The following is a 12,029-nucleotide window of genomic DNA, read 5'->3' on the forward strand; positions in this document are numbered from 1 at the left end:
GGGCGGCTGATGCGAACTGCTGAGTGGTCGATCTGAAGAGGCGGGTTATTTATTTCCGGCGCTTGACCTGTAAACTCGCGAGCTTTGGCTCTGTGCTGTTGCAGGCGCGCAGTATCGCATAAGTGGGCGCTTTGTACGCCTGCTCTTTATCTATAGGCAAAAACTCTTTCAATGAATCTGCTCAAGTCGTTGGCCGCCGTCAGCTCTATCACGATGATTTCCAGGGTTCTGGGGTTTGTGCGTGACACCCTCATTGCACGTATTTTTGGCGCGAGCATGGCCACGGATGCCTTCTTTATCGCGTTCAAGCTGCCCAACCTGCTGCGGCGGATCTTCGCTGAGGGCGCGTTTTCCCAGGCCTTTGTGCCGATTTTGGCTGAGTACAAAACCCAGCAAGGCGAAGAGGCCACTCGCACATTCATCGCCTATGTCTCGGGCCTGTTGACCCTGGTGCTGATGCTGGTGACCATTGCCGGGATGCTCGCCGCACCCTGGATTATCTGGGCCACGGCCCCTGGTTTTGCCAACACACCGGAAAAATTCGCCCTCACCAGCGACCTGTTGCGGGTGACCTTTCCTTATATATTGCTGATCTCTCTGTCGTCCCTGGCAGGCGCGATCCTCAATACCTGGAACCGTTTCTCGGTGCCGGCATTTGTGCCAACCCTGCTAAACGTCAGCATGATCATCTTTGCCCTGTTCCTTACGCCGTACTTCGATCCGCCGGTCATGGCGCTCGGCTGGGCGGTGCTGGCTGGTGGTCTGGCGCAGCTTTTGTATCAGCTGCCGCACCTAAAAAAGATCGGCATGCTCGTATTGCCGCGCTTGAATCTCAAGGATACGGGCGTCTGGCGGGTCATGAAGAACATGCTGCCGGCGATTCTCGGGGTTTCGGTCAGTCAGATCTCCCTGATCATTAATACCGCGTTTGCTTCGCTGCTGGTCTCAGGCTCAGTGTCGTGGATGTATTACGCCGACCGTTTGATGGAGTTGCCCTCCGGTGTGCTGGGCGTGGCGCTGGGCACCATTTTGCTGCCGACCCTGGCGCGTACCTATGCCAGCAAGGACCGTCATGAATACTCGCGCATTCTCGACTGGGGTCTGCGCCTGTGCTTCGTGCTGGTGCTGCCATGCTCCCTGGCCCTGGGGATCCTGGCCGAGCCGCTGACCGTCTCGCTGTTCCAGTACGGTCAGTTCAGCGCCTTCGACGCCTTGATGACTCAGCGCGCGCTGGTCGCTTATTCGGTGGGGTTGCTGGGGATTATCGTGATCAAGGTCCTGGCGCCGGGCTTTTATGCCCAGCAAAACATTCGTACCCCAGTGAAAATTGCGATTTTCACCCTGGTGGTCACTCAGTTGTTCAACCTGATATTCATCGGGCCGTTGGCTCACGCGGGCCTGGCTTTGGCCATCAGTGCCGGTGCCTGCATCAACGCCGGCCTGCTGTTTTATCAACTGCGTAAACAAAAAATGTACCAGCCGCAGCCAGGCTGGGGTGTGTTTGCGCTCAAGTTGCTGCTGGCGGTGGCGGTGATGTCGGCGGTATTGCTGGGGCTGATGCACTGGATGCCGGCGTGGGACGAAGGACAGATGCTCGAGCGATTCCTGCGCCTGGGCCTGTTGGTCGTGGCCGGGGTGATCGCCTACTTTGGCATGTTATTGCTGCTGGGCTTCCGCCTGCGGGATTTCAATCGCAAGGCGCTGAATTGATCGCAATCAACAATAAGCCGGCTGTTTTGTCGATTCGAATCATTTGGCCTGTGCTGTTGCCTGTCGTCCGGGGCTGGGTGTGGTTATAATCGACCACTTTATGAGCAAGAAGCGCGTTATGCAGCTGGTTCGAGGTCTCCACAACCTGCACCCCGAGCATCGGGGGTGCGTCGCCACTATTGGCAACTTTGACGGTGTTCACCGTGGCCACCAGGCTATCCTGGCGCGGCTGCGCGAGCGCGCAGTCGAGTTGGGCGTGCCCAGCTGCGTGGTGATTTTCGAGCCGCAGCCCCGTGAATTCTTCACCCCCGAGACGGCCCCGGCCCGTTTGGCCCGCTTGCGGGACAAACTGCAACTGCTGGCCGAAGAAGGCGTGGACCGGGTCCTGTGCCTGGCGTTCAACCAGCGTTTGCGCAGCCTCAGCGCCACCGAGTTTGTTGACCGCATCCTCGTCGATGGCCTGGGTGTGCAGCATTTGGAGGTCGGTGACGACTTCCGCTTCGGTTGCGACCGCGTAGGGGATTTCGATTTCCTGCAACAGGCCGGCGTAACCCAGGGTTTTACTGTCGAAGCCGCGCAAACCGTCGAACTGGACGGCCTGCGCGTGAGCAGCACCCAGGTGCGAAATGCCCTGGCGGCGGCCGACTTCGCCTTGGCCGAGCGTTTGCTCGGTCGCCCGTTCCGGATTGCCGGGCGGGTCCTGCACGGCCAGAAGCTGGCGCGCCAACTGGGCACGCCAACCGCCAACGTGCAACTCAAGCGCCGTCGCGTGCCACTGACCGGGGTGTATCTGGTGAGTGTCGATATCGACGGCCAACCGTGGCCCGGAGTCGCCAATATAGGCGTCAGGCCAACGGTTGCAGGTGATGGCAAGGCCCACCTGGAAGTTCACCTTTTGGATTTTGCCGGGGATTTGTATGACCGGCGTTTGACGGTGGTTTTCCACCAAAAGCTGCGTGAAGAGCAGCGATTCGCCTCCTTGGAGGCGCTGAAAACGGCGATCAATGCGGATGTCGCCGCCGCCCGTGCACTAGCCGCACCTAGCGCCCATCGCTAATGAAGAGCCTTAAATGACCGACTATAAAGCCACGCTAAACCTTCCGGACACCGCCTTCCCAATGAAGGCCGGCCTGCCACAGCGCGAACCGCAGATCCTGCAGCGCTGGGACAGTATTGGCCTGTACGGAAAGTTGCGCGAGATTGGCAAGGATCGTCCGAAGTTCGTCCTGCACGACGGCCCTCCTTATGCCAATGGCACGATTCACATCGGTCATGCGCTGAACAAAATTCTCAAGGACATGATCATTCGCTCGAAAACCCTTGCGGGCTTCGACGCGCCTTATGTCCCGGGTTGGGACTGCCACGGCCTGCCGATCGAACACAAGGTCGAAGTGACCCACGGCAAGAACCTGGGCGCCGACAAGACCCGCGAGCTGTGCCGTGCCTACGCCACCGAGCAGATCGAAGGGCAGAAGTCCGAATTCATCCGCCTGGGTGTATTGGGCGACTGGGCCAACCCGTACAAGACCATGAACTTCAAGAACGAGGCCGGGGAAATCCGTGCCTTGGCCGAGATCGTCAAGGGCGGCTTCGTGTTCAAGGGCCTCAAGCCGGTGAACTGGTGCTTTGACTGCGGCTCGGCCCTGGCCGAAGCGGAAGTCGAGTACGAAGACAAGAAGTCCTCGACCATCGACGTCGCGTTCCCGATTGCCGACGATGCCAAGCTGGCCGAAGCCTTTGGCTTGGCGAGCCTGGCCAAACCAGCCGCCATCGTGATCTGGACTACCACGCCGTGGACCATCCCGGCCAACCAAGCGCTGAACGTGCACCCGGAATTCACCTACGCCCTGGTGGACGTCGGTGACCGCTTGCTGGTGCTGGCCGAGGAAATGGTCGAGGCTTGCCTGGCCCGTTACGAGCTGCAAGGTTCGGTAATCGCCACCACTACCGGCTCCGCGCTGGAACTGATCAACTTCCGCCACCCGTTCTACGACCGCCTGTCGCCGGTGTACCTGGCTGACTACGTCGAGTTGGGTTCGGGTACCGGTGTGGTCCACTCCGCGCCGGCCTACGGCGTGGACGACTTCGTGACCTGCAAAGCCTATGGCATGGTCAACGATGACATCCTCAATCCGGTGCAAAGCAATGGCGTATACGTGCCTTCGCTGGAGTTCTTCGGCGGCCAGTTCATCTTCAAGGCCAACCAGCCGATCATCGACAAACTGTCGGAAGTCGGTGCGCTGCTGCACACCGAAACAATCAAGCACAGCTACATGCACTGCTGGCGCCACAAGACCCCGTTGATCTATCGCGCCACCGCGCAGTGGTTCATCGGCATGGACAAAGAGCCTGTCGCCGGCGAAACCCTGCGCAAGCGTGCGATCAAAGCCATCGAAGACACCAAGTTCGTCCCGGCCTGGGGCCAGGCACGTCTGCACTCGATGATCGCCAATCGTCCGGACTGGTGCATCTCCCGCCAGCGCAACTGGGGCGTACCGATCCCGTTCTTCCTGAACAAGGAAAGCGGCGAACTGCACCCGCGCACCGTCGAACTGATGGAAGTGGTGGCCCAGCGCGTGGAGCAGGAAGGCATCGAAGCCTGGTTCAAGCTGGACGCTGCTGAGCTGCTGGGCGATGAAGCGCCGCTGTACGACAAGATCAGCGACACCCTCGATGTGTGGTTCGACTCCGGCACCACCCACTGGCACGTGCTGCGCAGTTCGCACCCGATGGGTCACGAGACCGGCCCGCGTGCCGACCTGTACCTGGAAGGCTCGGATCAACACCGTGGCTGGTTCCACTCGTCCCTGCTGACCGGCTGTGCCATCGACGATCACGCGCCGTACCGCGAACTGCTGACCCACGGTTTCACCGTCGACGAGAACGGCCGCAAGATGTCCAAGTCCCTGGGCAACGTAATTGCGCCGCAGAAGGTCAATGACACCCTCGGTGCCGACATCATGCGCCTGTGGGTGGCTTCCACCGACTACTCGGGCGAGATGGCCGTTTCGGAGCAGATCCTGCAACGCAGTGCCGATGCCTACCGCCGTATCCGCAATACCGCACGCTTCATGCTGTCGAACCTGACCGGTTTCAACCCGGCCACCGACATCCTGCCGGCTGAGGAAATGCTCGCTCTGGACCGTTGGGCCGTGGACCGTACCCTGTTGCTGCAGCGCGAGTTGCAGGAACACTACGGCGAATACCGTTTCTGGAACGTCTATTCGAAGATCCACAACTTCTGCGTGCAGGAGTTGGGTGGCTTCTACCTCGACATCATCAAGGACCGCCAGTACACCACCGGCGCCAACAGCAAGGCGCGCCGCTCGGCGCAAACCGCGCTGTATCACATCTCTGAAGCGCTGGTGCGCTGGATTGCACCGATCCTGGCCTTCACCGCCGACGAACTGTGGGAGTACCTGCCGGGCGAACGTAACGAGTCCGTGATGCTCAACACTTGGTACGAAGGCCTGACCGAATTGCCGGCCGACTTCGAACTGGGCCGCGAGTACTGGGAAGGCGTGATGGCCGTCAAGGTTGCGGTGAACAAGGAACTGGAAGTCCAGCGTGCGGCCAAGGCCGTCGGTGGCAACCTGCAAGCTGAAGTCACGCTGTTTGCCGAGGAGGGCCTGACCGCCGACCTGGGCAAGTTGAGCAACGAACTGCGCTTCGTGCTGATTACCTCGACAGCCAGCTTGGCGCCATTCGCCCAGGCCCCGGCTGATGCGGTCGCGACCGAAGTACCGGGCCTCAAGCTCAAGGTGGTCAAGTCGGCCTTCGCCAAGTGCGCCCGCTGCTGGCACTGCCGTGAAGACGTCGGTGTGAACCCTGAGCATCCGGAAATCTGCGGTCGTTGCGTCGACAACATCAGCGGTGCTGGCGAGGTTCGCCACTATGCCTAAATCCAGCCGTTTCGGACGTCTGGGTTGGCTCGCATTGAGCTTGCTGGTCCTGGTCATCGACCAGGTCAGCAAGGCTCACTTCGAGGGCACCCTGGAAATGTTCCAGCAGATCGTGGTGATTCCTGACTACTTCAGCTGGACCTTGGCCTACAACACTGGCGCCGCATTCAGCTTTCTGGCTGACGGCGGTGGCTGGCAGCGTTGGCTGTTTGCCCTGATCGCCGTGGTGGTCAGTGCGGTGCTGGTGGTCTGGCTCAAGCGCCTGGGTCGCAACGACACCTGGCTGGCTATCGCCTTGGCACTGGTGCTGGGCGGGGCGCTGGGCAATCTGTACGACCGCATTGCCCTTGGCCATGTGATCGACTTCATTCTGGTGCACTGGCAGAACCGCCATTATTTCCCGGCGTTCAATTTTGCCGACAGCGCCATCTGCGTTGGCGCTGTCATGCTGGCGCTGGATATGTTCAAGGGCAACAAACCCGGAGAAGCCGTAAATGACTGAACAAGTATTGGCCGAGCAACGCATTGGCCAGAACACGGAAGTCACCTTGCATTTTGCATTGCGCCTGGAGAATGGCGACACGGTCGACAGCACGTTCGACAAGGCCCCGGCGACCTTCAAGGTCGGCGACGGCAACCTGCTGCCGGGTTTTGAAGCCGCCTTGTTCGGCTTCAAGGCAGGCGACAAGCGCAACTTGCAGATTCCGCCGGAAAACGCCTTTGGCCAGCCCAACCCGCAAAACGTACAGATCATCCCGCGTTCGCAGTTCCAGGATATGGAACTGTCGGAAGGCTTGCTGGTGATCTTCAACGATGCGGCGAATACTGAACTGCCCGGCGTGGTGAAAACCTTTGATGACACTCAGGTGACCATCGACTTCAACCACCCGTTGGCCGGCAAGACCTTGACCTTTGATGTTGAAATCATCGACGTTAAAGCGCTCTAACTGACGATTCCGGCCTACTGTAGGAGCGAGCTTACTCGCGAAGATCTTCAACGATAATGCTGACATCCTGAATGATCGCAGTATCTGTGAAATTTTCGCGAGCAAGCTCGCTCCTACATGGCAAGACACGAGGCACAGCATGCAAATCAAACTCGCCAACCCCCGTGGCTTCTGCGCCGGCGTGGACCGGGCGATCGAAATCGTCAATCGCGCCCTGGAAGTCTTCGGGCCGCCGATCTACGTGCGTCATGAAGTAGTCCACAACAAGTTCGTGGTCGAAGATCTGCGTGCTCGCGGTGCGATTTTTGTCGAGGAACTGGATCAGGTGCCGGATGACGTTATCGTCATTTTCAGCGCCCACGGCGTTTCCCAGGCCGTGCGTACCGAAGCGGCAGGCCGTGGCCTGAAAGTCTTCGATGCGACCTGCCCGCTGGTAACCAAGGTGCATATCGAAGTGGCGCGCTACAGCCGCGACGGCCGTGAGTGCATTCTGATCGGCCATGCCGGTCACCCGGAAGTCGAAGGCACCATGGGTCAGTACGACGCCAGCAATGGCGGCGCGATCTACCTGGTGGAGGACGAAAAAGACGTCGCCGAGTTGCAAGTGCATAACCCTGAGAAGTTGGCATTCGTGACCCAGACCACGTTGTCGATGGATGACACCAGCCGCGTCATCGATGCCCTGCGTACTCGTTTTCCCGCCATCGGTGGGCCACGCAAGGACGATATCTGCTACGCCACGCAAAACCGCCAGGATGCGGTCAAGCAACTGGCCGATGAGTGTGACGTGGTACTGGTAGTGGGTAGCCCCAACAGCTCCAACTCCAATCGTCTGCGTGAACTGGCCGAACGCATGGCCACCCCGGCATACCTGATTGATGGCGCCGAAGACCTGCAGCGCAGTTGGTTCGACGGTGTCGAGCGCATCGGTATCACGGCGGGCGCTTCGGCGCCGGAAGTTTTGGTGCGTGGCGTAATCCAGCAGTTGCAGGCGTGGGGCGCGACAGGCGCGGACGAGCTGGCAGGGCGTGAAGAAAACATTACTTTTTCCATGCCCAAGGAGCTGCGGGTTCGTTCGCTGCTCTGAGTCCCAGCTCGCTGGTGTACCCCCGGCACAACGCCTGCTCGGCTTTGTCGCTGCGCAGGCTGATCCGGCCGGTGGGTGCCAGCACTACCTGATGCAGGCTCAGCGGCTGGTCCGTTGAGCACACATGCACGGTGCCAGCGCGAAACCCTCCCGCAGACAGCAGGGGTTCGCCCAACCCGCTGAAGCGAATTTGCGTGCGCACCGGGGTATTGCCCACGATGGGGATCCGCCCATTGTCCTGGCGCTCCAGCAGTACCGGGTTGTCGTCGTCCAGATGGCCGCGCCCATTCATGTCCACCACCACCCTCCAGCCTCGGCTCCAGTCGTCATCCAGCGCATGGATGACCACCGTCCGATTGCGCGCAATGGCTTGGGTACGGGCGTAGCGCAGGCCGGAGGCCAGTGCCTGTGCCGCGCTCAGTCGCGTTTGTGAGTCCAGCAGGCTCTTGAAACCAGGCACCGCCAATTGCGCCAGGATGCCGCTGACGATCAAGCCGAGCAGCAGTTCGATCAATGTGAAGCCGCGTTGTTTCATACATCGTCCCTCCGTGGACAGTTCATTCGTCTGTGGCAGGAATAGTTATAGCGGCGGCCCACGCCTGCGCAGTGATGGCCTTCCTGTCCAAAGTATTTCCCTATATTCCGAGGGGCAGCGCGGCTGCGCGAGCGGCGCTAGTCTTTGGCAACGCACGGCCATCTGGGCCGTTTTTATGACCCTCGACAAGGATGACGATGGCTATGCGAGCTTGCCCGACAACGTCTTGTGTTCCCGTTCCCGCAGGCCGGGAGGTCGGCATGAGCCTGATCGAAGTATTGGTCTCGCTGCTGATTCTCGGCGTTGGCCTGCTGGGGGCCGGGCTGATCCAGTTGAATGCACTCAAGTACACCGACAGTTCCAGAATGATCAGCCAGGCGAGTTTCATCGCCTATGACATGCTCGACCGGATCCGTGCCAACGCGGGTGCTGATTACGTCTGGGGAAGTGGCGATACTTCGCCCTCCAACACCTTGTCCGCGAGTGTTCGCGACCTGGATTTGCACGACTTCGTGGCCAACATCAGCCACTTGGCTGGCGATACCGCCAAAGGTTCGATTGCGGTCAACCAGCGTGAGGTCACCATTAGTATCAGTTGGGATGATTCGCGCGCAGCCAATGCTGGCAACACCCGTGAAACATTCACCCTGACCAGTCGGGTCGCCGTTGATCCGAGGCCTGCGCGATGAAGCGTTCCAGTTCGGGCTTTGGCCTGGTCGAGGCATTGCTGGCGGCAACCCTGGGGTTGATCGTGATCCTGGCGGCCGTCCAGGTAACGCTGGCCGCTCGCAGCACCGCTGCCAGCCAGCACGCCTCGGCGCTATTGCAGGATGATGGGCGATTTGTCCTGGGCAAGATGGTTCAGGAGATTCGTCTGGCGGGGATGTTCGGCTGCCTGTCCCTACCTTTGATTGCTCAGGCGCCTGCTGACTTTTCCAGGCCGGTCGGTGTAGTGGTCAATGGTGCCTCAACCAGCCTGACCCTGGTCACCGGCGATGTCGGTGACCAGGGCAGTCGACCTGACTGGACGGTGCTCAGCAATTGTATCGACAGCGCTCAGAGCTATTCGGGGGTACCACCCAAGCCAGGGCCCGGGCAGATCGCTTTTCCCGTGCGCAAGCTGACCTACACCTTTGAGTCGGGGCAACTGAAGCTCAGCACCCCGGCAACACCGGCCAAGGCGGTGCTGGTGGATAACGTGGGGGCGTTCGAATTGAGTTTCGGGATGGCCAGCCGGCCTGGGTCTAGTGTCGTGACCCGGTATGACAGCCGCCCCAGCGACGAATCGCTGATCCGCAGTGTGCGTGTGGTGTTGACGCTGCGCGATCCGGCAGGTCGCGTGCGGGACCAGGTCTACAGCGCCGTCGCAGCCGTGCGTAATCGCCTTGAATAGCGGGCGCGGGATATCGGCCTCCAGGCAGCGCGGCATGGTGTTGTTGATCAGCCTGGTATTGCTGCTGCTGTTGACGGCTCTCGGGCTTTCATCGATGCAGGGTGCAACGTCGCAGGAGCAACTCGCCGGCAGCATCAGGCATCGCAACCTATCGTTTCAAGCTGCCGAAGGCGGGCTCAGGCGCGGTGAGTCGGCTGTGCAGGCGCATGGGTTTGGTTTGCCGACCTGTCAGTCGCAAGTGACCTGTGCTCCGCCAAAAGAGGCGTATGCCATCAGTCATCCGGGCGTTGATCCTGTCTCGGCTATCGCCTGGGTCGGCCTGAAGGGGGGCGTCTACGGCATTCAAAATCTGGGGCCCGGTATCGGATTGGCACATTTGCCGCCCGATACCCCGGCGACTTTGTATCGGGTCACGGCAGTGGGGATCAGCGGTCAGTCGCGCACCGTCCTGGAGAGCGTCTATGCGCGAGTCGAGCCGGATGCCGATGGGCGATTCCGACGAATTCTATGGCGACAACTTCAGTAGGTGAGCATCACGATGAGCGACAACTGCAAAGGATTCACCTTGATAGAGCTACTGATTGCACTGGCGATCATTGCCACATTGGCCGCGGTGATTTATCCGGGATACACCGCCCATGTGAAAAAGGCCTACCGCACAGAAATCGTCGGTCTGCTCACGGAGCAAGCCCAGCATCTGGAACGCTATTACGTGAGAAATGGCACTTTTATTGATGCCAGCGGCGTCAGTACCGGCAATGATCGCTATAGAATCACGGTGATACTGAACCCGCAGGATTTCACCCTGACCGCGACGCCTTTTGCGGGGACGATGCTGGGTGATACCTGTGGTGAGTTCAGTTTGACCAGTACTGGCGCACGGGCTAATCCCGGCGCGGTGCCCGGTACCACTCGTCAGGAGTGCTGGGGGCGATGAGGCTGGTGGGCGATGGGGTGCCTGGGGCACTCCTTTCTTTTTATGGGCTGGATCGAACAATGACCAAGCAACAGCAAGTCGTAGTTGTCGGTGGTGGTGTTATCGGGCTGTTGACGGCGTTCAACCTGGCAACGCAGGGGCAGGCAGTAGTCGTGCTGGACCGTTCAGCGGTCGGGCAAGAGTCTTCCTGGGCCGGTGGCGGGATTGTTTCGCCGTTATACCCATGGCGCTACAGCCCAGCCGTCACGGCGCTGGCCCATTGGTCCCAGGATTTTTACCCGCAATTGGCCCAGCGCCTGTTTGCCGCCACTGGTGTGGATCCCGAGGTTCATACCACGGGCCTGTATTGGCTGGACCTCGACGACGAGGCCGATGCCCTGGCCTGGGCCGTGCGGGAAGGCCGGCCACTGAGCAAGGTGGACGTGTCGGCCGCCCGTGATGCGGTTCCAGTGCTGGGGCCGGGTTTTTCACAGGCCATTTATATGGCGGACGTGGCCAATGTGCGTAATCCACGCCTGGTCAAATCCCTCAAGGCTGCGTTATTGGCGTTGCCTGGCGTGACCCTGCACGAGCATTGCGCAGTACAGGGCTTTATTCAGGAGGGCGGCGGCATCGTCGGAGTCAATACGGCTCAGGGAGAGGTGCGTGGAGACCAGATCGTGCTCGCGGCCGGTGCCTGGAGTGGTGAATTGCTGGGTAGCCTGGGGCTGACGTTGCCGGTGGAGCCGGTCAAGGGGCAGATGATTCTGTACAAGTGCGCCTCTGACTTTCTTTCGAGCATGGTCCTGGCGAAAGGGCGCTATGCGATTCCTCGCCGGGATGGGCACATCCTGGTTGGCAGTACGCTGGAACATGAAGGCTTCGACAAGACACCGACCGAACCGGCCCTGGAAAGCCTGAAAGCCTCGGCAGTGGAGTTGATTCCGGCGCTGGCGGATGCCGAAGTGGTGGGCCATTGGGCCGGGTTGCGGCCTGGTTCACCCGAGGGCATCCCTTATATCGGCAAGGTGCCAGGGTTTGAAGGGTTGTGGCTGAACTGCGGGCATTACCGCAACGGCCTGGTATTGGCACCTGCGTCTTGTCAGTTGTTTGCTGACTTGCTGCTGGGGCATGAGCCGGTCATTGATCCGGCCCCTTATGCGCCCGCTGGTCGGATATAGAGGCGGCCCTCTGTAGGTACTGGCCTGCCGGCGATGGCGGCAGATGTTTGTGGGGTGATCTTCTGATCGCCATCGCTGGCAAGCCAGCTCCCACAGTTCCGGGATTTTCAGCGCTCGATTGACTTCGGTCCCTGCTCGAGGTGCGCTTGAGTGCAGTACCACTCCTGGCGCTGGCTTAATGCCCGGTCCTGGGGCAAGTGCACACCGCAGTGCGCACAGCGAACCATGGGCGCGGCGCCTTGTTCGTTGGACTGTTGCTGGGTCGAAGCGGGGCGCTTGAGCTTGCGCCAGAACCATACCGCAGCAGCAATCAGGGCAATCCAGAACAGTAAACGAACCATGGCAGGCAGTTTCTCGA

Annotated in this window: 13 protein-coding genes; 11 read left to right on the forward strand and 2 right to left on the reverse strand. The window is 60.3% G+C overall.

The features are described 5' to 3' along the window. The first annotated feature begins 171 nt into the window (after nucleotides 1–171). From murJ to ispH, 6 genes are all read left to right on the forward strand, one after another. Nucleotides 172–1,710 (forward strand): murein biosynthesis integral membrane protein MurJ, encoded by a 1,539-nt coding sequence (gene murJ, locus HBO09_RS24735; RefSeq protein WP_169998558.1) that lies wholly within the window; start codon nucleotides 172–174, stop codon nucleotides 1,708–1,710. A gap of 118 nt (nucleotides 1,711–1,828) precedes the next feature. Further along, nucleotides 1,829–2,767 (forward strand): bifunctional riboflavin kinase/FAD synthetase, encoded by a 939-nt coding sequence (ribF, locus tag HBO09_RS24740; RefSeq protein ID WP_169998560.1) that lies wholly within the window; start codon nucleotides 1,829–1,831, stop codon nucleotides 2,765–2,767. A 13-nt stretch (nucleotides 2,768–2,780) separates the two neighbouring features. Continuing rightward, nucleotides 2,781–5,612, forward strand: a complete 2,832-nt coding sequence (gene ileS, locus HBO09_RS24745) for an isoleucine--tRNA ligase (RefSeq protein WP_169998562.1) — start codon at nucleotides 2,781–2,783, stop codon at nucleotides 5,610–5,612. Continuing rightward, the gene (gene lspA / locus HBO09_RS24750) at nucleotides 5,605–6,114 is read left to right on the forward strand and encodes a signal peptidase II (protein ID WP_169998564.1); all 510 of its coding nucleotides are present in this window, start codon (nucleotides 5,605–5,607) and stop codon (nucleotides 6,112–6,114) included. The genes ileS and lspA overlap by 8 nt, the downstream gene beginning before the upstream one ends. 7 nt (nucleotides 6,115–6,121) lie before the next feature. After that, the gene (gene fkpB, locus HBO09_RS24755; RefSeq protein ID WP_169851210.1) at nucleotides 6,122–6,559 is read left to right on the forward strand and encodes an FKBP-type peptidyl-prolyl cis-trans isomerase; all 438 of its coding nucleotides are present in this window, start codon (nucleotides 6,122–6,124) and stop codon (nucleotides 6,557–6,559) included. 139 nt (nucleotides 6,560–6,698) lie between these two features. Continuing rightward, nucleotides 6,699–7,646, forward strand: coding sequence for a 4-hydroxy-3-methylbut-2-enyl diphosphate reductase (gene ispH / locus HBO09_RS24760; RefSeq protein WP_032861885.1), 948 nt, complete (start codon nucleotides 6,699–6,701; stop codon nucleotides 7,644–7,646). On the opposite strand, the gene HBO09_RS24765 is transcribed toward ispH, so the two are convergent. Continuing rightward, on the reverse strand, nucleotides 7,600–8,181 hold the full coding sequence (locus HBO09_RS24765) for a GspH/FimT family pseudopilin (protein WP_169998566.1): 582 nt from the start codon (nucleotides 8,179–8,181) through the stop codon (nucleotides 7,600–7,602). The two genes, ispH and HBO09_RS24765, sit on opposite strands and share 47 nt — an antisense overlap. 260 nt (nucleotides 8,182–8,441) lie before the next feature. Between HBO09_RS24765 and pilV the strand changes: the two genes are divergently transcribed. Genes pilV through thiO form a run of 5 tightly spaced genes read left to right on the forward strand, consistent with a single transcriptional unit; the run spans nucleotide 8,442 to nucleotide 11,671 of the window. Further along, entirely contained in the window at nucleotides 8,442–8,870 is a 429-nt protein-coding gene (pilV, locus tag HBO09_RS24770) for a type IV pilus modification protein PilV (RefSeq protein WP_262381330.1), read from the forward strand. Continuing rightward, on the forward strand, nucleotides 8,867–9,574 hold the full coding sequence (locus HBO09_RS24775; protein ID WP_169998568.1) for a pilus assembly protein PilW: 708 nt from the start codon (nucleotides 8,867–8,869) through the stop codon (nucleotides 9,572–9,574). Before pilV ends, HBO09_RS24775 begins: the two co-directional genes overlap by 4 nt. Nucleotides 9,575–9,608: 34 nt before the next feature. Continuing rightward, a complete protein-coding gene (locus HBO09_RS24780; protein WP_169998570.1) occupies nucleotides 9,609–10,100 on the forward strand; it encodes a PilX N-terminal domain-containing pilus assembly protein in 492 nt (163 codons plus the stop codon). Between the two features lie 12 nt (nucleotides 10,101–10,112). Beyond that, the gene (locus HBO09_RS24785) at nucleotides 10,113–10,511 is read left to right on the forward strand and encodes a type IV pilin protein (RefSeq protein ID WP_169998572.1); all 399 of its coding nucleotides are present in this window, start codon (nucleotides 10,113–10,115) and stop codon (nucleotides 10,509–10,511) included. Nucleotides 10,512–10,570: 59 nt separating this feature from the next. Next, the gene (thiO, locus tag HBO09_RS24790) at nucleotides 10,571–11,671 is read left to right on the forward strand and encodes a glycine oxidase ThiO (protein WP_169998575.1); all 1,101 of its coding nucleotides are present in this window, start codon (nucleotides 10,571–10,573) and stop codon (nucleotides 11,669–11,671) included. A gap of 107 nt (nucleotides 11,672–11,778) precedes the next feature. On the opposite strand, the gene HBO09_RS24795 is transcribed toward thiO, so the two are convergent. Next, nucleotides 11,779–12,012, reverse strand: a complete 234-nt coding sequence (locus tag HBO09_RS24795) for a PP0621 family protein (RefSeq protein ID WP_169998577.1) — start codon at nucleotides 12,010–12,012, stop codon at nucleotides 11,779–11,781. Nucleotides 12,013–12,029: the final 17 nt, after the last annotated feature.

The sequence above is a fragment of the Pseudomonas sp. WS 5027 genome (assembly GCF_012985695.1).
Classification (GTDB): domain Bacteria; phylum Pseudomonadota; class Gammaproteobacteria; order Pseudomonadales; family Pseudomonadaceae; genus Aquipseudomonas; species Aquipseudomonas hygromyciniae.